Source organism: Streptomyces sp. NBC_00876 (assembly GCF_045207435.1).
Lineage (GTDB): Bacteria > Actinomycetota > Actinomycetes > Streptomycetales > Streptomycetaceae > Streptomyces.
This window is the reverse complement of record NZ_CP108800.1, coordinates 3,727,960-3,749,633: the sequence shown is the minus strand read 5'-3', so window position 1 is coordinate 3,749,633 and position 21,674 is coordinate 3,727,960. Positions and strand designations below refer to the sequence as shown.

Sequence of the window (21,674 nt, the reverse complement as noted above, 5' to 3'; positions counted from 1 at the left end):
GCACCACTGTGTTGACGGGATCCGGGACAAGGCGAGGACGGGAAGAGGCGGGTGCGGTCGCAGGGTGGGGCGACCGGGGCGCTGTGACGGCGGAGGCCGCGCTGGCGATTCCGGTGATGGCGGTCTTCGCCCTCGCTCTGGTGTGGGCGCTGATGGCCGCCTCGGCCCAGATCCGGTGTGTGGACGCGGCCCGGGCCGGTGCCCGGGCGGCAGCCCGCTCCGAACCGGAGGCGCAGGTGAAAGAGGCCGCACTCTCCGCGGCGCCGGACAGGGCCAGGGTCGAGTTGGCGCGGTCCGGGACGCTGTGGCGGGTCAGGGTGGTGGCGCCGGCGCCCGGTTCCGGCCCGCTCGCCGTCACGCTGAGCGCGGAGGCAGCGGCGGCGGCCGAGGACATGGCGGGGGCGACACCGTGATGCGGTCCGGTCCGCGCCCGGTGGCCCGGCTGCCGGGAGGGCCGCGCAGCCGCTGTCGGCAGGACCGGGGGCTGGCGACCGTGTGGGCTGCGGTCACCACGGCGACGCTGTGCACCGTGTTCGCCGTCGTTCTGGCCCTCGGGCAGGTGGTGGTGGCCCGGCACCGGGCCGGGGGCGCGGCCGACCTGGCGGCCCTGGCAGCGGCAGACCGGGCGCTGGAGGGCGTGGCGGCGGCCTGCCGGTCGGCCCAGGAGGTGGCCGGGGCGCAGGGAGCGGAGGTCGTGCGGTGCGCCGTGGAGGGAGAGGTGGCCGATGTGACGGCGAGAGTGCGCGTCGGGCCGTATGCGCCGGAGGTCAGGTCCCGGGCGGGCCCTGCGGAGGCGGCTCCCCCGCCTGCCGGTCCGTTGGGGCCCCGGGGACGTCCGCAGACCGGAGGAGTTCCGTGAGCAGGCGGACGGCGCCCCGCTTGTGCAGGGGTTCATTGCCGTTGCCGCACTTGGGGGACTGGATACAGGACGGGCAGCCCGCCTCGCACTCGCAGGATGCGATGGCCTGGCGCGTTGCGGTCAGCCAGCCGTGCGCGGTGTGGAACGCGCGTTCGGCGAAGCCGGCACCACCCGGATGGCCGTCGTACACGAAGACGGTGGGCAGCAAGGTGTCCGGATGCAGCGGTACGGACACACCGCCGATGTCCCAGCGGTCGCAGGTGGCGAAGAGCGGCAGCATTCCGATCGAAGCGTGCTCGGCGGCATGCAGCGCGCCGCCCAGGATCTCCGGATTGATGCGCGCGTTGTCGAGCTGGTCCTGGGTGACCGTCCACCAGACGGCACGGGTACGCAGGGTGCGGGGCGGCAGGTCCAGCTTGGTCTCACCGAGTACCTCGCCGGTGATCAGTTTGCGACGGAGGAAGGAGACGACCTGGTTGGTGACTTCGACGGAGCCGTAACAGAGCCTTCCGTCACCCCATGGGATCTGGGTGTCGGTCTCCAGGACGGTGATGGCCGTGGTGTCGCGCGCCGTCGTCGAGTACGGCGGATTCGCCTCCTCGACCAGCGCCACGGAGTCCTCCAGGTCCAGTTTCCGGACCAGGTAGGTGCGGCCCTGGTGGAGGTGGACGGCTCCCTCGTGAACGGCGGTGTGCGCGGCGGACTCATCGATGGTGCCCAGCAGTCTGCCGGTGCCCTCCTCGACGATCTGGACGGGGCGGCCGCCCTCGCCCCGGATGTCGGTGAGGTCGGCGGCCCGCTCGCGCCGGGTCCAGTGCCACCCGGACGGCCGTTTGCGCAGGAGCTTCGCGGTTTCCAGCTGTGGCAGCAGTTCGGCCACTGCGGGACCGAAGAGTTCGAGGTCGGATTCGGTCAGCGGCAGCTCCGCAGCAGCGGCGCACAGATGGGGGGCCAGGACGTACGGGTTGTCCGGGTCGAGGACGGTCGACTCCACGGGCTGCTGGAAGAGTGCCTCGGGATGGTGGACGAGGAAGGTGTCCAGCGGGTCGTCACGGGCCACCAGGATGGCCAGGGCGCCCTGGCCGGACCGCCCCGCACGGCCGGCCTGCTGCCACAGCGACGCCCTCGTGCCCGGGTAGCCCGCTATGACGACAGCGTCCAGCCCGGAGACGTCGATGCCGAGTTCGAGCGCGGTCGTGGCAGCCAGCCCGAGCAACTGGCCGGAGTGCAGTGCGCGTTCCAGGGCCCGGCGTTCCTCGGGGAGATATCCCCCGCGGTAGGCGGCGACACGCGCGGGCAGGGAGCGGTCGACTTCGGCGAGGCGTTCCTTGGCGATGACCGAGATGAGCTCGGCGCCGCGCCGGGAGCGTACGAAGGCGACCGACCGGACGCCCTGGACGGTGAGGTCGGTGAGGAGGTCGGCGGTTTCGGCCGTGGCGGTGCGGCGCACCGGGGCGCCCTTCTCGCCGTGCAGCTCGGTCAGGGGCGGCTCCCACAGGGCGAAGACCAGTTCGCCCCGCGGGGAGGCGTCGTCGGCGACCTCCGTGACCGGGAGACCGGTGAGACGCCCTGCCGCGACCGATGGCTCCGCCGACGTGGCGGAGGCGAGGAGGAAGACCGGATCGGCGCCGTACCGGGCACACAGGCGGCGGAGCCGGCGTACCACCTGGGCGACGTGGGAGCCGAAGACGCCCCGGTAGGTGTGGCACTCGTCGATGACGACGTAGCGCAGGGCACGAAGGAAGGAGGACCAGCGGGGGTGGGACGGGAGTATCCCGCGGTGCAGCATGTCGGGATTGGTGAGGACGTAGTTGGCGTACTGGCGTACCCACTCCCGTTCCTCGACAGGGGTGTCGCCGTCGTAGACGGCAGGCCGGATCCCGTTGCCCAGTGGAGCCGCGAGCTCTTTCACCGACCGTCTCTGGTCGGCTGCCAGGGCCTTGGTGGGGGCCAGGTAGAGAGCGGTCGCACCGCGGCCGTTAGGGGCTTCTGAGCCGTCCAGGAGGGCGCTGAGGACCGGCGCGAGGTAGGCCAGCGACTTGCCCGAGGCCGTTCCGGTGGCGATCACGACCGATTCGCCGTCCAACGCGTGTTCCGCGGCGGCTGCCTGGTGGGCCCAGGGGTGGTCGATTCCGGCCTTCTGGATGGCTGCGATCACTTCCGGACGGATGCGATCGGGCCAGATGGCATGGGTTCCCGCGCGCGGGGGCAAGTGCTCCGTATGAGTGATGCGCGCGGACCGGCCCGCCCCTGCGGCGAGCCGGTCGAGAACCACGTCGGGAGAGGGGTGGGAGCCCCCGCTCTCGGGGGGTCGGCTGGGGCGGTGATTCTTGGCCATCGACACCGAGTGTGTCACTGGCGAGACGGACAATGGTCCCAAGGCGTCGTGCATGGCTGCCGGTAAGTGATTGAATGCCATCGCGGCTGGCGATCCGTCCCCTGGCTCCGTCGGGGAGACCGAGGGGCGACCGCTCGATAGCAAGGTGCTGGAGGATCCGTGGACCTGTCCTTGTCGACTCGCAATGTGTCCGGCCCTGGTGGCGACCGTACGGTCGTCGAGGTCGGTGGCGAGATTGATGTGTATACCGCGCCCAAGCTGCGCGAGCAGTTGGTCGAGTTGGTGAATGACGGCAGCTACCACCTGGTTGTCGACATGGAAGGTGTCGATTTCCTCGACTCCACCGGCCTCGGCGTGCTCGTGGGCGGCTTGAAGCGCGTTCGGGCCCATGAGGGCTCGCTGCGCCTGGTGTGCAACCAGGAGCGCATTCTCAAGATTTTCCGGATCACCGGTCTGACCAAGGTGTTCCCGATTCACACCACGGTCGATGAGGCCGTTGCGGCAACCGACTGACGTGCGGCCCGCCGCTGGAAGGCTCCTGTAGCCGGTTCAGCGGCGGTCGGTGCGCCGGCGGCTTCGGAGGAAGACTGCGGGGGTGACGGTGGCCGTTCATCGGTGGCCGGTGATCCCGGTGGCCGGCGTTCGGCAGTCGGCTGTCACCCGTTTGGCGGTCATCGGCTGATTCATTTGCCGGCCGGTCGCTCACGTGATCGGATCAGCCGTCAGCCGTCAGCCGTCAGCCGTCAGCCGTCAGCCGTCAGCCGTCAGCCGTCAGCCGTCAGCCGTCAGCCGTCAGCCGTCAGCCGTCAGCCGTCAGGCCGTTCGGCCGTCAGTCGTCAGGCCGTTCGGCCGCTGCCGAATGGTGTCCGGATATTGCCCGTCGGGCCGGTGTCCGGTGGGTGTCGGACAGGTGGTGCGGGCCGACCGGTTCGACGGCTTCGGAGACAGATTTCAGGGGCACCGGACCACAGGGTCCGCTCCTGGAGTGCACATACGTACGTTCGAGGGGGATCGCATGGCCACCGTTGAACTCCGCTTCAGCGCCCAGCCCGAACACGTCAGAACGGCCCGCCTCGTGGCGGCAGCCGTGGCGCGCCGGGCCGGGGTGGACGAGGCCGTGCTCGACGAGGTCAGACTTGCCGTGGGCGAGGCCTGCAGCCGCGCTGTCGGTCTGCACCGCAGCCACGGCATCACGGCGCCCGTCACGGTCGTGCTGATCGAGGAGGAGAAGGCCTTCTCCATCGAGGTCGGCGACGAGGTGCCCGGCCCCGGCGCCGACGGGTCGGTACCCGGTGGCATCCCCGGACGCCACGCCGGTGCGCACGGCGTGGGACCGGACGAGCCGGAACCGGACGCCGACGGCGACGGTGAGGACGAGATGGGGCTCGCGGTCATCAGCGGCCTGGTCGACGACGTGGAAGTCAGATCCGGCGCGGACGGTGGAGTGATCCGGATGAGCTGGCCCAAGACGCCGGTGCCCGTGCTTCCCTGAGCGGAGCGCGTCGCGGGGCCGTGCCCGTCCGCATCGACGGTGCCGGCGGTCGTACCCGAATCGTTTTCCGAGGCCCTGCTGAGCAGGGCCTTTTTTCATTTGCGCTTGATCGGTGATCTACGGGCAATGCATCTGCCCCATTACTGCATTCGGTCCAGGCGGAGAACGCGATCAATTGTCGTTCGGTGGATGAAGGCCAATTACATTTACCGCGCACTGTTTTGATCGTGTTCCGCTCCCTACAATCCGTCCACGTCTTGAGCGCTGAGCGTCAAGGAGGACGTATGGCGGGATTCGGCACCACACCACTGGCAGAACTGACGCAGCTTTCCGCACTTTCCGACCCACCCACCACTCTCGCAGCCGCGGTACTCACCGACGAAAACCGCTTGATCGTGATCGTCATCGCGGTCGTCGCCGTCGCCGCGCTGCTCGTCGCACAGCTCCTGGTACGTCAGGTGCTGGCAGCCGGCGAGGGCACCGAGCGCATGAAGGAGATCGCGGCAGCCGTCCAGGAAGGCGCGAACGCCTATCTGGCCCGGCAGTTGCGCACGGTCGGCGTTTTCGCCGTCGTGGTCTTCTTCCTGCTTCTTCTGCTACCGGCCGACAACTGGTCGCAACGCGCGGGCCGTTCGCTGTTCTTCCTGGTGGGTGCGCTGTTTTCGGCGGCCACCGGATACATCGGGATGAGGCTTGCCGTACGGAGCAATGTCCGGGTGGCTGCCGCCGCGCGTGAGGCGACTCCGGCAGAAGGTGAACCGGAAAAGGATCTCACCGCCGTTTCGCACAAAGCGATGAAGATCGCATTCCGTACGGGCGGCGTGGTCGGCATGATCACTGTGGGCCTGGGGCTCCTGGGCGCGTCCTGCGTGGTCCTCGTCTACGCGGCCGACGCGCCCAAGGTGCTGGAGGGGTTCGGGCTCGGTGCGGCGCTGATCGCGATGTTCATGAGGGTCGGCGGCGGTATCTTCACCAAGGCAGCCGATGTCGGCGCCGACCTGGTCGGCAAGGTGGAACAGGGCATCCCGGAGGACGACCCGCGCAACGCCGCCACCATCGCCGACAACGTGGGCGACAACGTCGGGGACTGCGCGGGCATGGCCGCCGACCTCTTCGAGTCGTACGCCGTGACGCTGGTCGCCGCGCTCATCCTCGGCAAGGCCGCGTTCGGCGATTCGGGGCTGGCCTTTCCCCTGATCGTGCCGGCGATCGGCGTGGTCACCGCGATGATCGGCATCTTCGCCGTCGCTCCGCGGCGCTCCGACCGCAGCGGGATGACCGCCATCAACCGCGGATTCTTCATCTCCGCGGTGATCTCGCTCGTTCTGGTGGCTGTGGCGGTCTTCGTCTATCTGCCGTCCTCGTACGCCGGCCTTGACGGTGTCACCGACACGGCCATCACCTCGCACGGCGGTGACCCGCGGGTCTTCGCCCTTGTGGCCGTCGCCATCGGCATCGTGCTGGCAGCCCTGATCCAGCAGCTGACCGGCTACTTCACCGAGACCAGCCGGCGCCCTGTGAGGGACATCGGGAAGTCCTCACTGACCGGGCCGGCCACCGTGGTGCTCGCCGGCATCTCCATCGGGCTCGAGTCCGCCGTCTACACCGCGCTGCTGATCGGGCTCGGCGTCTACGGGGCGTTCCTGCTCGGCGGTACGTCGATCATGCTGGCACTGTTCGCGGTGGCGCTGGCCGGCACCGGTCTGCTGACCACCGTCGGTGTCATCGTCGCCATGGACACCTTCGGCCCGGTGTCCGACAACGCGCAGGGCATCGCCGAGATGTCCGGTGACGTCACCGGCGCCGGGGCGCAGGTCCTGACCGACCTGGACGCCGTCGGCAACACCACCAAGGCCATCACCAAGGGCATCGCCATCGCCACCGCGGTCCTGGCGGCAGCGGCGCTCTTCGGCTCCTACCGCGACGCGATCGCCACCGCGGTCGACGACGTCGGCGCCTCGGCCGGGGAGATGGGGCTGAGTCTGGACATCTCGCAGCCCAACAACCTGGTGGGTCTGATCCTCGGTGCCGCGGTCGTCTTCCTCTTCTCCGGACTGGCCATCAACGCGGTGTCCCGGTCCGCGGGCGCCGTGGTCTACGAGGTGCGGCGGCAGTTCCGTGAGCATCCCGGGATCATGGACTACACCGAGAAGCCGGAGTACGGGCGCGTCGTCGACATCTGCACCAAGGACGCGCTGCGCGAGCTGGCCACGCCTGGTCTGCTGGCGGTACTGGCGCCGATCGCGGTCGGTTTCACCTTCGGCGTCGGGGCCCTCGGCTCGTATCTGGCGGGGGCCATCGGCACCGGGACGCTGATGGCTGTCTTCCTCGCCAACTCCGGCGGCGCGTGGGACAACGCCAAGAAGCTCGTCGAGGACGGCCACTACGGCGGCAAGGGCAGCGACGCCCATGCCGCGACCGTTATCGGTGACACGGTCGGCGACCCCTTCAAGGACACGGCCGGGCCGGCGATCAACCCCCTGCTCAAGGTGATGAACCTGGTGGCCCTGCTCATCGCGCCCGCGGTGGTGCAGTTCAGCTATGGCGAGGACGCGAGCGCCGGGGTGCGCGCCGTGGTGGCGGCGCTCGCCATCGCGGTCATCGTCGGTGCGGTCTACGTCTCCAAGCGGCGCGGGATCGCCGTGGGGGACGAGGGCGACCCGGACGGCGGGGACGGAGGCGATTCCGCCAGGCCGGCCGACCCGGCAGCCGCTCGGTGAGCCGAGGCCCGGCAGGAGCGCACGCCTGCTAGGCGAGCCGTCGTCAGATCCTCAGAGAGCGGGCGGTCGCAGCATCCTGATGCTGCGTCCGCCCGTTAGCTCTGTTCGTACGAGTGGTGGTTCGCGCAGGCGTTCCCGTACTCGGGGGCCGTGTGGGTGAGTTGTATCTCCCTCATTTCCCTTGGTGCAAATGGCTGCAAAAGGTCACCCATCGGACGCCGGGCACCCGGATGGAGTGCGCTCGGCGTGTAAGTTCCGGGGCCGAGAGCCTTGGAAGGGACCAATCCGGTGAACAAGAAGCTTGCAGCCGCACTGTCCGGCGGTGCGGTACTGGTACTGACGCTGTCGGGCTGCAGCGACGACAGCGACGACAAGGTGAACGACTGGGCCAAGACGGTCTGCGACCAGGTCCAGCCCCAGCTGCAGAAGATCGCGAACGCCAACGCCTCCATCCAGCAGCAGACCGCCGACAACAGCAAGCCCGCCGATGTCCAGGAGACCGACTCGGCCGCCTTCCAGCAGATTTCGCAGGCGTACAAGGCGCTGGGTGCAGCGGTCGACTCCGCGGGTCCGCCGCCGGTCGACGACGGCGAGACGACGCAGAAGGAGGCCGTGAAGGAGCTCAACGCCTCCTCCGTGGCCTACGCGGATCTGCAGAAGAAGGTCGATGACCTCGACACGAAGGACCAGGCGAAGTTCGCCGACGGCCTCAAGGGCATCGCGGACGAACTGAACAAGATCAGCACCAATGGCGACGAGGCGCTGAAGAAGCTTCAGTCGGGCGAGGTCGGTACCGCGATGGCCAAGCAGAAGGGCTGCCAGAAGCCGACCGCCTCGGCGCCGCCTTCGGCCACCTCCTCGAAGGAGGCGTCGCCCTCGAAGGAGGCGTCCGCCTCGCCCAGCAAGAAGTCGTAACCGGGCCGCCTCCGGCCCCGGCGGCAGACCCGGACGCGCAGCCGTACGACCGCGGACCGGCGGGCGTACGAACGGCCCGGCGCCCCTGGTGGGACGCCGGGCCGCTGCCGTTTTCATCGGTCCCGTACCCCGGTGGGAGGGCCGGGCTGCCCGGCCTTGTCGTGGGTCCCGCGCTCGCGGTGGGAGGCGCGGGCTGCCGGAGTTGTCAGTGGGAGCCGTCACAATGGGTCACGTGAGTAAGACCAGCCTTCCCGCAGCAGACCACGCGACCCGGCTCCGCGAAGCCCTGCTCGCCGCCGCCTTCACAGCCGACGGGCTCCTCGACCTGCTCGGCGCACCCGCCTACGCCGCGCTTGCCCGGAGCGAGACGGTACCGGCGCTGCGTGCCACCCGGGGTGACGCGCCGCTCGACACGCTGGTGCGCCTCTTCCTGCTCCAGCGCGCGGTCCCGTCCGCGCGGGCGGCCGCAGTGCTGCCGCTGGCGGAGTGCCTGGCGGACGGCTGGCTGACCGAGGCGGACGGCGAGGTACGGGCGACCGTCGACGTGCGCCCGTACAGCGGGCCGGAGGACCAGGACTGGTTCATCGTCTCCGACCTGGGGTGCGCGGTGGGCGGCGCGGGCGGCATCGGTTCGCACGAGGAGGGCGTCGTCCTCGGTATCGGCGGGGCCTCCACCACCCTTGCCGGGATCACCGTGCGCAGGCCCGTCGGCTCCGCCCTGGACGTCGGTACGGGCTCGGGCATCCAGGCACTGCACGCCTCGCAGCACGCCACCCGGGTCACGGCCACCGATCTCAACCCGCGCGCCCTCGACTTCACCCGGCTCACCCTCGCCCTGTCCGGCGCCGCCCCGGCCGATCTGCGCGAGGGCTCCCTGTACGAGCCCGTGGCCACGGAGACGTACGACCTGATCGTCTCCAATCCCCCCTTCGTCATCTCGCCCGGCGCCCGGCTCACCTACCGCGACGGCGGCATGGCCGGCGACGACCTGTGCCGGACCCTGGTGCAGCAGACCGGCGACCGGCTGAACGAGGGCGGATACGCCCACTTCCTGGCCAACTGGCAGCACACCGAGGGCGAGGAGTGGCAGGACAGGCTGCGGTCCTGGGTGCCGTACGGCTGCGACGCCTGGATCGTGCAGCGAGAGGTGCAGGACGTCACTCAGTACGCGGAGCTGTGGCTGCGCGACAGCGGGGACCACCGTACGGACCCTGCACAGTACGCGGCGCGGTACGACGCCTGGCTGGACGAGTTCGAGGCCCGGGGGACCAGGGGAGTCGGCTTCGGCTGGATCACGCTGCGGAAGTCCGCCGCGGCCGCGGCCGGTGAACCCTCGGTCGTGATCGAGGAGTGGCCGCATGCGGTGGAGCAGCCGCTCGGACCCGCTGTCGAGGAGCACTTCGCCCGCCAGGACTATCTGCGGGAGCAGGACGACGCCGCGCTCCTGGCCGGCCACTTCACCCTGGCCGCCGAGGTCGTGCAGGAGCAGGTCGGGCTGCCGGGGGCGGAGGACCCCGAGCATGTGGTGCTGCGTCAGAACCGTGGGATGCGACGGGCGACGAAGGTCGACGCGGTGAGCGCCGGGTTCGCGGGCGTGTGCGACGGATCGCTGCCGGCCGGCCGGATCCTGGATGCCATCGCCCAGTTGATGAACGAGGACCCGGTGCTGCTGCGCGACCGTACCCCGCAGGCCATCCGGGTGCTGGTCGAAGAGGGCTTCCTGGAGCCGGTGCCCCCGGCCGGGCGGGCGGCCGGATGATCCGTATCGAGCTGGACGAGGCGACCCTCGGCGCGACGCGCATCGCCATCAGTCCGCTGTGGGACGCCTTCTGCAGCCTGCATCTCACGATGCCGCACCGCGTCCCGTCCCGGCCCTACGAGGAGTGGGTGGTGCGTGCCCGCGAGGTGCTGCGGGACGACGACCGGACGCATGCGCTGCGGCTGCTGATCGACGGCCCGCCGAGTTTTCCGGACTTCCTGCTGCCGCGGCCGGTCGGGGCCACCTCGGTCGAGGCGGAGCTCGACGCGGTCCGGGCCACGCCGGCCGACGTCGTACGGGCCGGGGTGGCCGCGCACTATGCGGGGCTCGAGGACCACCCCCGCATACGCCCGTATCTGACGGACCCCGAGGCGGCCTGCGCATCGCTGGCCGATGCCTATGCGGCCTACTGGGACGGTGCGATGGCGGCGCACTGGCCCACCATGCGCCGGGTCGTCGAGGACGAAGTCCTCATCCGCGCCAGGACCTTCGCGACCGAAGGCATCGACGCACTGTTCACCGGCCTGGAGAGCCGCGCCAAGTGGACACCTCCCGTCCTTGAACTCACCAAGCACATCGACGCGGAGTACCGGGCGGGCGAACGGCGGCTTCTGCTCGTACCGCTCGTCTTCGCCGAGGGCTGCCGGCTCTACTCCACCGACGACCCGGACGTCCTGGCCGTCTCCTTCCAGGCCCGGGGCGCGGGCGCCCTGCGCGAACGTTCCCCGGAGCAGCCGGACAGCGGCGACCGGCTCGGCCTTCTGTTCGGGCGGGGCCGCGCGTCGGTGCTGCGGCAGCTCGGCGGGCCGCTGACCACGGCCGGCATAGCCGACCGGCTGGGGCTCGCGCCGAGCACGGTGTCGGAGCATCTGTCGGTCCTCGCCGCCGCGGACGTCGTCACCCGGCACCGGATCGGCCGCAGCGTGTACTACCAGCTCACCGACACCGGCCGGGCCCTGCTGGCCCTGCTGTCCGGGGAGGACGTACTGCGCGCGGTCTCCTGAACCGGACCGCCGGGCCGGGCACGGGGGAAGGGGGCCGGGACGCGGTCCGGGACGATTCGGCGGCCCCCGAATAGATGGCGGGTGCGGTGGGGGCGGGCCTAGCGTCCCCGCCATGCTTGCGATCGAGGCGAAGAACCTGCGCCGCACCTACACCAGCCGGACCGGCTTTCTGCGTCCGCGCCGCACCGAGACCCAGGCCGTGCGGGGGGTCACCTTCGAAGTGGCGCGCGGCGAGCTCTTCGGACTCCTCGGTCCCAACGGCGCGGGCAAGACCACCACCATCAAGATGCTCAACACCCTGCTGCTGCCGACCTCCGGCACCGCCCGGGTGCTGGGCCACGACGTGGCGTCCGACCCCGTATCCGTACGCCGCAGGATCGGTTACGTGTTCGGCGGTGACCGGGGCCTGTACGACCGTCTCTCCGCCCTCGACAATCTGCGCTACTTCGCCGAGCTGTACGCCGTCGAGCCGCGCGAGCAGAAACGGCGGATAGCCGAACTGCTCGACCTGGTCGGCCTCGCCGGGCGGGAGAAGGAACGCGTCGAGGGGTACTCGCGAGGGATGCGGCAGCGGCTGCACATCGCGCGCGGCCTGCTCCACCGGCCCGACGTCCTGTTCCTCGACGAACCCTCCATCGGCGTGGACCCGGTGGCGGCCCGGGATCTGCGCCGAACCGTCGCCGATCTGCGGGCCGGCGGCACCACCGTGCTGCTGACCACCCACTACATGGCCGAGGCCGATGAACTCTGCGACCGCATCGCGGTCATCGCCGGCGGCACGATCAGGGCCCTGGGCACACCGGACCGGCTCAAGTCCCGGGTGCAGGAGCGCGGCATTCTGGAGATCGAGGCGTACGGGGCGGGCGAGGAGCACCTCGACCGCATCCGGGAGGTGGCGGGTGTGTGCGGGGTGGCCGCGGAGGACCGGGGCAGCCGACAGGCCGTCATCGTGCAGACCGAGCGGGGAGCGGAGCTGCACGCACAGGTACTGGCCGCGCTCGACGGCGTCAGGGTCGGACGCGTCCTCACGCGCGAACCCACGCTGGAGGACGCCTACATCGCGATCGTCGAGGAGGCGGAGGCGGAGGCGGAGAGCAGCGAGGAGGCGGAGAGCGGCGGGGAAGTGGAGACCGGCGCGGATTCGGACGTGGTGCGGGAGGCGGTCACCGGGCCCGGTCGGCCTGTTGGGGCCGGCCGCCCCACCGATGGGAGCGCGGCATGACCCCCGCAAGGGCCCTGCGCCTGACCGTCGTCGGAGTGCGTACCCATGTCTCGTACATGAGCCGTTCACCGCTCGAAATCACCTTCGCCGTTCTCGTGCCCCTGGTGTACGCGACCCTGGCCGTCTATCTCTTCCGTGCCGCCGACAACCCCGACGCGCTGCTCACGGCCGCCGTCGGGGCGGGGCTGATGGGCATCTGGTCGTCCGTGCTCTTCGGATCGGGCGGAGCGGTGCAGAACCAGCGCTGGCTCGGCACGTTGGAGACGCTGGTCGCCTCGCCCACACCTCTGTCCCTCGTGCTGCTGCCGATCACCCTGGCCACCGCCGTCATCGGCACGTACGCGATGGGGGCGACGGTGATCTGGGGCGCGGTGCTGTTCGATGTGCCGCTCGACTTCACCCACCCGTTGCTCTTCCTGGCCGCCGTACCCGTATGCGTCCTGTCGCTCGGGATGATGGGACTGCTGCTCGCCGCCACGTTCGTGCTGCTGCGCAACGCCAACGCGCTCGCCAACCCGCTGGACGCTCCCGTGTGGCTGCTGTCCGGGATGCTCGTGCCCGTCACCGTGCTGCCGGACTGGACGCGGCCCGTCTCCTGGGCGCTGCCCACCACCTGGGGTTCGCGCGCCGTGCACGCGGCCACGTCGGGTGGTGCGGGAGCCGGCGAGGTCCTGGTGCCCATGGCCGTGGCCCTTGGCCTCGGCATGCTGTACGCGCTGGTCGCCGTCCTGGTCCTGGGGCGCGTCGAACAGCGCGCGCGGGCCGCCGCCACGCTCTCCCTGGCCTGAGGCCTCATCCGCCTCCTCGGCCCCGAGGGGCCTCCTCCTTCCTTGTCCGAGGCCTCCTCTCCCCCGGCCTGAAGGCCCCTCACCCGGAGCCTCCACGGCTGAAGCTCCCCTGTCCGACATCAGGAGTCGCCCCGCCATGCCTGCCCATGCCCGCACACCGGCACCGTCCCCGGCCGTCACCGAACCGGACCCGGACCCGGACCCGAACCCGGACCCGGACTCCGTAATCGTGGCCCTCGGCCCCACCCCCGGCCTTCGCCGGAGGATCGTTTCCGCGCTGCGGCTCGTCGTGATCGGTGGCGCGCTGTCCTACCGCGCACTGTTCAACTGGACGACGCCGCCCATGTTCATCGGCACCCTGCTGGTCGGGCCACTGCTGCAACTGCTGTTCTTCGTCTTCCTCGGACGACAGCTCCAGGTCGCCGACGACCACTTCTATCTGCTCGGCAACGCCGTCGTCTCCGCGTCGACCGCGTGCGTGTACGGCGGCACGATGGCCGTTGCCAACGAACGCCGCTACGGAACGCTCGGCGCGGTGCTGCTGAGCCCCCGGAACCGGGCTCCGCTCTGGTTCGGCCGCGCTCTGCCGTATGTACTGAACGGCCTTGTCATCAGCGTCTTCACACTCTCCGCGGCTTGCCTTCTGCTCGGGCTCCGGATTCCGGTTGGGGCGCTTCCCGGACTGGCGGCGGTACTGCTCGCGGCTGCGGCGGGATGCTCGGCCTTCGGTCTGGCGCTGGGGGCGCTGGGACTGCGGTTCCGTGATGTGTTCCTCGTCTCGAACGTGGCCAGTTCCGTACTCCTGCTCCTGACCGGCGCGAACGTGCCTCGGGAGAACCTGCCGGGGTGGATGCGCGCCGTCGGTGACGTCCTGCCGATGACCCACGCGGCCGAGGCCGCACGTGAGTTGTCCGCCGGAGCGGGTCTCGACGGCCGGGGCATCGCCGCCGAACTCGTGACAGGGGCGGGATACGTGCTGCTCGCCCTGGTGCTGCTGGCGGTGTTCGAACGGGGCAGCAGGCGGCGCGCGACGCTCGACGTGATGTGAGGGGCGTGATGTGAGGGGCGTGAGGCGAATGACGTGGGGTGATTGACGTGATGTGAATTCGGCCATGGCCGGCCGTGCGGCCGCGGTGACGTGTCCACCGCGGCTCGGCTGTTCACCCGGAGTTCGCGTCTGCGACGTTCCGCGGTGGGAGTCTCCCCACGAATCCGAGCGGCACCGCGCCGGCAACCGTGCCGGGCCGCACCGGCGGGACTGGGAGGCGTACGGGTATGGAGAGCGGACCTGCTGTCTTCGCCGGAACGGCGTTCGCGCTGTTCGGCGCCGCATTGCTGCTGTGGACGGGGGCGCGCGTGCTGCACCGTGCGCCGGTGGCGCACGGGGTGAGCCCCGTTGTCTCCACCGCACTCGCCACTGTGTTCGGCGTACTTTTTCTCGTTCTCGGGGTGTGGTGCCTCACCCGCGTCTGAACCCGCTCGGGCCCCGGCCCGCCCGGCCCGGACCGGGAACACGCCCGGACCGCCCGCCCCTCGCCCCCGGCACCCGCAGAGCAGCCACGGCGCCGCCGAAACCCGCAGGCAGCGGCCGTGCACAGGACGGACCGAGCGGGCCGGGCGGCAGGAATGGCGGAAGTCGGGTTACCGTTCGAGTGGCCGTTGCGGGCTTTTGCCGTTTGACACGGGGGCGGGTTGTACCGTCACACTCCGCAGCGACAGCACTGTCGGCAGCGCCATCGCGCTGCCCGGATGCCCATCGAGCGTCGACCGGAGAGAAGAGCGAAGTTGTCCCCGACCAGCGAGACCGCACAGGGCGGCCGCCGACTCGTCATCGTCGAGTCGCCTGCCAAGGCGAAGACGATCAAGGGCTATCTCGGCCCCGGATACGTCGTCGAGGCGAGCGTCGGGCACATCCGCGACCTGCCGAACGGCGCCGCCGAGGTGCCCGACGAGTACACCGGCGAGGTACGCCGTCTCGGCGTCGACGTCGACAATGACTTCCAGCCGATCTATGTCGTCAATGCCGACAAGAAGGCCCAGGTCAGGAAGCTCAAGCAGCTGCTGGCCGAGTCCGACGAACTCTTCCTCGCCACCGATGAGGACCGCGAGGGCGAAGCCATCGCGTGGCACCTGCAGGAAGTGCTCAAGCCTAAGGTCCCGGTCCACCGGATGGTCTTCCACGAGATCACCAAGGACGCGATCCGGGCCGCCGTCGCCAACCCGCGCGAGCTCAACCAGCGCATGGTCGACGCCCAGGAGACCCGTCGTATCCTCGACCGCCTCTACGGCTACGAGGTCTCGCCGGTCCTGTGGAAGAAGGTCATGCCGCGGCTCTCCGCGGGCCGTGTCCAGTCCGTCGCCACCCGCCTCGTCGTCGAACGGGAGCGCGAGCGCATCGCCTTCCGGTCCGCCGAGTACTGGGATCTGACCGGCACCTTCGCCACCGGGCGCTCCGGTGACGCCTCCGACCCCTCGACGCTCACCGCCCGCCTCAGCGCGGTCGACGGGCGCCGCATCGCACAGGGCCGTGACTTCGGTCCCGACGGGCAGCTCAAGGCCGGCTCCGCCCAGACACTGCACCTGGACGAGACGAACGCCCGCGCCCTGGCCGCCGCGCTCGCCGACTCCACGTTCGCCGTGCGGTCCGTCGAGTCGAAGCCGTACCGCCGTTCCCCGTACGCCCCCTTCCGCACCACGACCCTCCAGCAGGAGGCGAGCCGGAAGCTGGGCTTCGGGGCCAAGGCCACCATGCAGGTCGCGCAGAAGCTGTACGAGAACGGCTTCATCACCTACATGCGTACCGACTCCACGACCCTCTCGGACACCGCGATCACCGCGGCCCGGGCCCAGGTCACGCAGTTGTACGGGGCGAACTACCTGCCGGACAAGCCCCGCACGTACGCCGGCAAGGTCAAGAACGCGCAGGAGGCGCACGAGGCGATCCGCCCCTCCGGCGACCGCTTCCGCACCCCGGCCGAGACCGGCCTCACCGGCGACCAGTTCCGGCTCTACGAGCTGATCTGGAAGCGGACCGTCGCCTCCCAGATGAAGGACGCGGTCGGCAACTCCGTCACCGTCAAGATCGGCGGCCGGGCGAGCGACGGCCGGGACGCCGAGTTCTCCGCCTCCGGCAAGACGATCACCTTCCACGGCTTCATGAAGGCGTACGTCGAAGGCGCCGACGACCCGAACGCCGAGCTCGACGACCGTGAGCGCCGGTTGCCGCAGGTCGCCGAGGGCGACGCGCTGTCCGCCGACGAGATCACCGTCGACGGCCACGCGACCAAGCCGCCGGCCCGCTACACCGAGGCCTCGCTGGTCAAGGAGCTCGAAGAGCGCGAGATCGGCCGCCCGTCGACGTACGCCTCGATCATCGGGACGATTCTCGACCGCGGCTATGTCTTCAAGAAGGGCACGGCGCTCGTACCGTCGTTCCTCTCGTTCGCCGTGGTCAACCTGCTGGAGAAGCACTTCGGCCGGCTCGTGGACTACGACTTCACGGCCCGCATGGAGGACGACCTCGACCGCATCGCCCGCGGTGAGGCCCAGTCCGTGCCGTGGCTGAAGCGCTTCTACTTCGGTGCGCAGGACGGCGACGACACGGCCGGTGCCGGAAAGGCCTCCGACGCGGGCAACGGCGACGGCGACCACCTCGGCGGGCTCAAGGAGCTCGTCACCGACCTCGGCGCGATCGACGCCCGGGAGATCTCCTCGTTCCCCGTCGGCAACGACATCAAGCTCCGCGTCGGCCGCTACGGCCCGTACATCGAGCGCGGCGAGAAGGACTCCGAGGGCCACCAGCGCGCGGACGTCCCCGAGGAGCTGGCACCCGACGAGCTGTCCGTCGAGTACGCGGAGGAGCTGCTGGCCAAGCCGAGCGGCGACTTCGAACTCGGTGCGGACCCGGTGAGCGGGAACCAGATCATCGCCAAGGACGGGCGCTACGGCCCGTACGTCACCGAGGTGCTGCCCGAGGGCACCCCGAAGACCGGCAAGAACGCGGTGAAGCCGCGGACGGCCTCGTTGTTCAAGTCGATGTCGCTCGACACGGTGACGCTGGCCGACGCGCTGAAGCTGATGTCGCTGCCGCGTGTCGTCGGCGAGGACGCCGAAGGTGTCGAGATCACCGCGCAGAACGGCCGCTACGGCCCGTACCTGAAGAAGGGCACGGACTCGAGGTCGCTCACCTCCGAGGACCAGCTCTTCGACATCACGCTCGACGAGGCGCTGGCGATCTACGCCCAGCCGAAGCAACGCGGCCGCGCCGCCGCCAAGCCGCCGCTGAAGGAGCTGGGCACGGACCCGGTGAGCGGTGCTCCGGTCGTCGTCAAGGACGGGCGCTTCGGCGCGTACGTCACCGACGGTGAGACGAACGCGACGCTGCGGACCGACGACAGCGTCGAGGACATCACGCCGGAGCGCGGCTACGAGCTGCTCGCCGAGAAGCGGGCCAAGGGGCCCGCCAAGAAGAAGACGGCGAAGAAGGCCCCGGCGAAGAAGGCTCCTGCAAAGAAGGCGCCGGCCAAGAAGGCGACCGCGGCGAAGAAGACTGCTACGGCCGCCAAGAAGACCGCGGCGAAGAAGACGACTGCGGCGAAGAAGACGACTACTGCGGCGAAGAAGACGGCTTCTTCCTCGGCTTCTTCCTCGGCTTCTGCGGAGGACTGACCTTCCCGGAGCCCCTGGGCTCCTGAACGCCGGAGGGGCTGGACGAGTGTCCAGCCCCTCCGGCGTTGCTGCGTTTCCGTTCCCGGGACGGTGGGGCGGTGGGGCGGTGGGGCGGTTGGGAGGGGGCGCCTGCGGCGGGCCGTGTCCCCTCCCCGCCCCTTCCCGTAACCGGGGGCTCCGCCCCCGGACCCCTGCTCCTCAAACGCCGGAGGGGCTGAATGGGGCGAAGGGGCTGAATGAGGCGGAGGGGCCGGGGGAGAGACCCCTCGGGTCCTGCGGGTCCCTCGGGTCCCTCGGGTCCTGCGGGTCCCTCGGGTCCCTCGGGTCCTGCGGGTCCGGCGGGGGCCGGCGGGGTTCTGCGGGATCCTGCGTAGTTCTGCAGGGTTCTGCGGGTGGAAACTGTTCCGGGCGGCAGGCCGGATCGGTGCGTCGACGGTCGTATGTTCGGACGCGGACCCCGGGCATGGCCCCGCTCCCGATAGGCTGGGCGGATGACGCGAGCCGAGCAGCCAACGGTCGTGAGCCCCACCTCCGACACACTTGCCGCAGACTCACGCGAGCGCGCCGTACGAGCACTGTTGCGTGTTCCCCCGCTGAAGCGGTTGTGGAGCGCCCAGCTCGTCGGCAGTACCGGCGATGCACTCGCCCTTCTCGTGCTGGTGTTGCTGTCGCTGCAAGCGGCGGTCCTTGAGGGCTCATTCGGATCCGGATACCGCGGGGCGGCCTTCGCCGTCGCCGCCGTGTTCGGTGCCCGGATTATTTCCACCCTGCTCTTCGGAGCCGTACTCCTGGGGCCTTTGACGACCCTGACGGCGCCGGGAGGGCCGCTCGACCGGCGGTGGCTGATGATCGGCGCCGACGGGCTGCGGCTCGCGCTGCTGGTCGTCGCGCCCCTGTGGATCGACTGGACGCCCGACAAGGCGCTCATGATGATCCTGATCACCGTCTTCGTCACCGGTGCCGGCGAACGCCTGTGGACGATCGCGAAGGACGGCGCAGCGCCCGCGCTGCTGCCCGCCCCGCCGATCGAGGGCGCCGCGGTGCGCCCGCTGCCGGACCACCTCGACGCGCTGCGCCGGCTGTCGCTGCGTACGGACTTCGTTGCCGTGCCCGCCGCCGCGGCCGTTCTGCTGGTCGCCACGCTCGTCGGCAATCTGCTGGGCTCCGGCCTCGACTGGTTCTCCTTCCACCAGGCGGCCCTCGGCTCGTACGTCGCGGCCGGACTGTTCTCCGCCTCCATCTCCACCCTGTACTTCCTGGAACTGCCCGGTTCGCCGACGCCCCGCCCGCGCTCGCCCCTGGAGGGCCTGCGCCGGCCGTCCACCGGGAGCGGACCCGACAAGGGCCGTACCGGCGCCGTACCGCTGATCGTCGCCACCTGCGCCGCGGTCGCCGGAGCGATCGCGGCCGCGGCCGCTGTCGCCGTACTGCACGCCGCCGACCTGGGCGGCGGCCCCGCCACCCTCGCCCTGCTGATCCTCGCCCTGACCGGCGGCACGGGCATCGGCATCCGCACCGCGCAGAAGGTCCTGCCGACCCTGTCGAGGCGGCGGCTGCTCTCCCTGGCCACCGCCGTCACCGGGATCGCGCTCCTGGCGATGGGCCTGGTCCCGGACACGGCGACCGTCGTCCTGCTCGCCGTGCTCGCCGGTTACGCGGCGGGTGTCGCCGCGAACACCGGACACGTCCTCGTCGATCAGGAGACCGAGGAGGTCCGCCGGGCCAGGGCCACCGAGCACCTCCAGGCCGTCGTCCGGGTCCTGATCGCACTCGGTGCCGTCGGCGGCCCGCTGGTGGCCGCGGCCATCGGCACCCACCGGCTGACCGCGGGCGACTTCGTCTTCGCCCACGGCGGCGCGGCGTTCACCCTGATGCTCACCGGCGCCCTGCTGCTGCCCGTCGCCGTGATCGTCCTCGCGAAGACGGACGACCGCGCCGGCGTACCCCTGCGCCGCGATCTGCGCGAGGCGCTGCGCGGCGGCGACCCGGCGGTCGCCCCTTCCTCGACCGGCTTCTTCCTCGCCCTGGAGGGCGGCGACGGAGCGGGCAAGTCCACCCAGGTCGAGGCGCTCGCCGAGTGGATCCGGGCCAAGGGCCACGAGGTCGTCGTCACCCGTGAACCGGGTGCGACCCCGGTCGGCAAGCGGCTGCGCTCGATCCTGCTCGACGTGTCGTCGGCCGGGCTCTCCAACCGTGCCGAGGCTCTGCTGTACGCCGCCGACCGCGCCGAGCACGTCGACTCGGTCGTGCGTCCGGCGCTGGAGCGGGGCGCGATCGTCATCTCCGACCGCTACATCGACTCCTCGGTCGCCTACCAGGGCGCGGGCCGCGATCTCGCACCGACCGAGATCGCGCGGATCTCGCGCTGGGCCACGAGCGGGCTCGTACCGCATCTGACGGTGCTCCTGGACGTGGACCCGGAGACCGCGAGGGAACGGTTCACCGAGGCGCCCGACCGGCTGGAGTCCGAGCCGCCCGAGTTCCACGCCCGGGTGCGGTCCGGCTTCCTGACCCTGGCCGCCGCCGACCCGACGCGCTACCTGGTGGTGGACGCCGGCCAGGAACCGGAGGCGATCACCACGGTCGTACGTCACCGGCTCGACCACCTCCTTCCGCTCTCCGAGGCCGAGATCAAGGCCCGCGAAGAGGCGCGCAAGGCCGCCGAGGAAGAGGCCAGGCGCCTCGCCGAGGAGGAGGCCGCCCGCAAGGCGGAGGAGGAGCGCCTGGAGCGCGAGCGGCAGGAACAGCTCGCCAAGCTCCGTGCCGAGGAGGAGGAGCGCAAGCGCCGCGAGGAGGAGGAAGCGCGCCGCCGCGAGGCCGAACGCCAGGCGGAAGAGGCCCGGCAGCGCGCCGAGGAGGCCCGCCGCGTCGCCGAGGAGGAGCGGGCCCGGGTCGAGGCCGAGGACGCGGCCCGCGAGGCCGAGCAGGCCAGGCTCCGCCGCCAGGCCGAGGAGGAGGCCAGGCTGCGCCAGGAGGCCGAGGCCCGGCGCCTGGAGAAGCAGCGCAAGGCCGAGGAGGCCCTGCTGCGGGCCGAGGCGGCCCGCAGGCAGGCGGAGGCCGAGGCGGCCGCCGCAGCGGAGACGGCCCGCGCCCAGGCGCAGGCCGAGGCGGATGCGGAAGCGGCTGAGAAGGCGTCCCGGGCGTCCTCGCAGTCCTCGTCCGCTTCGTCTTCCTCGCAGTCCTCGCAGTCCTCGCCTTCCTCGCCTTCCGTGCCGGACAACGAGCTGACGGTGCCGACGCCGATCGTCAACCCGAACGAGATCACCCAGCCGGTGCCTTCCCCGGCGGACCAGCCGTCGGGTTCCTCCCTGTCGCGGTTCTCCTCGCCGTCCGACACCTGGCCCGCGGACGAGGCCGAGACGGCGATGCTCCCGAAGACGGTCGATCCGTCCTCGCGTGCCGGTGCACGGGACGCGGCGGGGGCGGCGGACGAGACGACGGTGCTGCCGCAGTTCCGGGACACGGGACGAGGCGCGGGACGGGACTCCGTACGGGACGCCGATCCCGTCGACCGGGTGCCGCGGGGCATCTTCCGGGACGAGCGCCCGGCAGGCTCCGTACCGGAAGGCGAGAACGAGCGCACCCGCGAGCTGCCGCAGATCACCGACCCGCACGCCGACCGGCAGCCGGTCCAGGACCAGCAGGAGCGCTCCGGCCGGTCCCGGCGCCCCCGCCCCGACTGGGCGGAGGAGACCCCGCTGGACGATCTGCCGACGCTCGCGGACGAACTGCTCGGCGACCACGACGACGAGGGCCCCGAGTCCTCGGGCCGGGGACGCCGCCCGCGCCGCTGATCAGGGACGAGGAACGGGACGTCGGGGGGCCGCGCGAACACGCGAGGCCCCCCGACCGCGTCGGGCCTCCGGTCCGGCGCCGGACTTCCGTCTGCCGGGATTGTCAGCACCGTCC

General features: G+C 71.1%; 15 protein-coding genes. 14 read left to right on the top strand and 1 reads right to left on the bottom strand.

The features are described 5' to 3' along the window. The first annotated feature begins 83 nt into the window (after nucleotides 1-83). On the top strand, nucleotides 84-413 hold the full coding sequence (locus OG782_RS16405; RefSeq protein WP_406451621.1) for a TadE family type IV pilus minor pilin: 330 nt from the start codon (nucleotides 84-86) through the stop codon (nucleotides 411-413). Next, nucleotides 413-859, top strand: a complete 447-nt coding sequence (locus tag OG782_RS16400) for an Rv3654c family TadE-like protein (protein WP_406459105.1) — start codon at nucleotides 413-415, stop codon at nucleotides 857-859. Before OG782_RS16405 ends, OG782_RS16400 begins: the two co-directional genes overlap by 1 nt. Here the strand turns inward: OG782_RS16400 and OG782_RS16395 are convergent. After that, nucleotides 768-3,278: a DEAD/DEAH box helicase gene (locus tag OG782_RS16395; protein ID WP_406451619.1), complete on the bottom strand. Its 2,511-nt coding sequence runs from the start codon at nucleotides 3,276-3,278 to the stop codon at nucleotides 768-770. The two genes, OG782_RS16400 and OG782_RS16395, sit on opposite strands and share 92 nt — an antisense overlap. 78 nt (nucleotides 3,279-3,356) lie before the next feature. Between OG782_RS16395 and OG782_RS16390 the strand changes: the two genes are divergently transcribed. From OG782_RS16390 to tmk, 12 genes are all read left to right on the top strand, one after another. After that, on the top strand, nucleotides 3,357-3,710 hold the full coding sequence (locus OG782_RS16390; RefSeq protein ID WP_003967428.1) for an STAS domain-containing protein: 354 nt from the start codon (nucleotides 3,357-3,359) through the stop codon (nucleotides 3,708-3,710). Nucleotides 3,711-4,212: 502 nt separating this feature from the next. After that, nucleotides 4,213-4,689, top strand: a complete 477-nt coding sequence (locus OG782_RS16385; protein WP_406451617.1) for an ATP-binding protein — start codon at nucleotides 4,213-4,215, stop codon at nucleotides 4,687-4,689. A gap of 284 nt (nucleotides 4,690-4,973) precedes the next feature. Beyond that, nucleotides 4,974-7,409, top strand: a complete 2,436-nt coding sequence (locus OG782_RS16380; protein WP_406451615.1) for a sodium-translocating pyrophosphatase — start codon at nucleotides 4,974-4,976, stop codon at nucleotides 7,407-7,409. Nucleotides 7,410-7,697: 288 nt separating this feature from the next. Continuing rightward, a complete protein-coding gene (locus tag OG782_RS16375; protein WP_406451613.1) occupies nucleotides 7,698-8,324 on the top strand; it encodes a small secreted protein in 627 nt (208 codons plus the stop codon). 223 nt (nucleotides 8,325-8,547) lie between these two features. Then, on the top strand, nucleotides 8,548-10,083 hold the full coding sequence (locus OG782_RS16370; protein WP_406451611.1) for a methyltransferase: 1,536 nt from the start codon (nucleotides 8,548-8,550) through the stop codon (nucleotides 10,081-10,083). Further along, nucleotides 10,080-11,087, top strand: coding sequence for an ArsR/SmtB family transcription factor (locus tag OG782_RS16365; protein WP_406451609.1), 1,008 nt, complete (start codon nucleotides 10,080-10,082; stop codon nucleotides 11,085-11,087). Before OG782_RS16370 ends, OG782_RS16365 begins: the two co-directional genes overlap by 4 nt. 112 nt (nucleotides 11,088-11,199) lie before the next feature. Continuing rightward, a complete protein-coding gene (locus OG782_RS16360; RefSeq protein WP_406451607.1) occupies nucleotides 11,200-12,309 on the top strand; it encodes an ABC transporter ATP-binding protein in 1,110 nt (369 codons plus the stop codon). After that, entirely contained in the window at nucleotides 12,306-13,097 is a 792-nt protein-coding gene (locus tag OG782_RS16355; RefSeq protein ID WP_406451605.1) for an ABC transporter permease, read from the top strand. The genes OG782_RS16360 and OG782_RS16355 overlap by 4 nt, the downstream gene beginning before the upstream one ends. A gap of 136 nt (nucleotides 13,098-13,233) precedes the next feature. Beyond that, nucleotides 13,234-14,145: an ABC transporter permease gene (locus OG782_RS16350; RefSeq protein WP_406451603.1), complete on the top strand. Its 912-nt coding sequence runs from the start codon at nucleotides 13,234-13,236 to the stop codon at nucleotides 14,143-14,145. A gap of 227 nt (nucleotides 14,146-14,372) precedes the next feature. Next, nucleotides 14,373-14,570 (top strand): hypothetical protein, encoded by a 198-nt coding sequence (locus OG782_RS16345; RefSeq protein WP_406451601.1) that lies wholly within the window; start codon nucleotides 14,373-14,375, stop codon nucleotides 14,568-14,570. 312 nt (nucleotides 14,571-14,882) lie between these two features. Further along, nucleotides 14,883-17,765 (top strand): type I DNA topoisomerase, encoded by a 2,883-nt coding sequence (gene topA / locus OG782_RS16340; protein ID WP_406451599.1) that lies wholly within the window; start codon nucleotides 14,883-14,885, stop codon nucleotides 17,763-17,765. A 491-nt stretch (nucleotides 17,766-18,256) separates the two neighbouring features. Then, the gene (gene tmk / locus OG782_RS16335) at nucleotides 18,257-21,559 is read left to right on the top strand and encodes a dTMP kinase (protein WP_406451597.1); all 3,303 of its coding nucleotides are present in this window, start codon (nucleotides 18,257-18,259) and stop codon (nucleotides 21,557-21,559) included. Nucleotides 21,560-21,674: the final 115 nt, after the last annotated feature.

Excerpts from the sequence above, each read along its gene's own strand:
- OG782_RS16400 (WP_406459105.1), top strand. The coding sequence starts at position 413 with ATGCGGTCCGGTCCGCGCCCGGTGGCCCGGCTGCCGGGAGGGCCGCGC.
- OG782_RS16385 (WP_406451617.1), top strand. The coding sequence starts at position 4,213 with ATGGCCACCGTTGAACTCCGCTTCAGCGCCCAGCCCGAACACGTCAGA.
- OG782_RS16355 (WP_406451605.1), top strand. The coding sequence starts at position 12,306 with ATGACCCCCGCAAGGGCCCTGCGCCTGACCGTCGTCGGAGTGCGTACC.
- tmk (WP_406451597.1), top strand. The coding sequence starts at position 18,257 with ATGACGCGAGCCGAGCAGCCAACGGTCGTGAGCCCCACCTCCGACACA.
- OG782_RS16365 (WP_406451609.1), top strand. The coding sequence starts at position 10,080 with ATGATCCGTATCGAGCTGGACGAGGCGACCCTCGGCGCGACGCGCATC.
- OG782_RS16360 (WP_406451607.1), top strand. The coding sequence starts at position 11,200 with ATGCTTGCGATCGAGGCGAAGAACCTGCGCCGCACCTACACCAGCCGG.
- OG782_RS16395 (WP_406451619.1), bottom strand. The coding sequence starts at position 3,278 with ATGGCATTCAATCACTTACCGGCAGCCATGCACGACGCCTTGGGACCA.
- OG782_RS16350 (WP_406451603.1), top strand. The coding sequence starts at position 13,234 with ATGCCTGCCCATGCCCGCACACCGGCACCGTCCCCGGCCGTCACCGAA.
- OG782_RS16380 (WP_406451615.1), top strand. The coding sequence starts at position 4,974 with ATGGCGGGATTCGGCACCACACCACTGGCAGAACTGACGCAGCTTTCC.
- OG782_RS16345 (WP_406451601.1), top strand. The coding sequence starts at position 14,373 with ATGGAGAGCGGACCTGCTGTCTTCGCCGGAACGGCGTTCGCGCTGTTC.
- OG782_RS16370 (WP_406451611.1), top strand. The coding sequence starts at position 8,548 with ATGGGTCACGTGAGTAAGACCAGCCTTCCCGCAGCAGACCACGCGACC.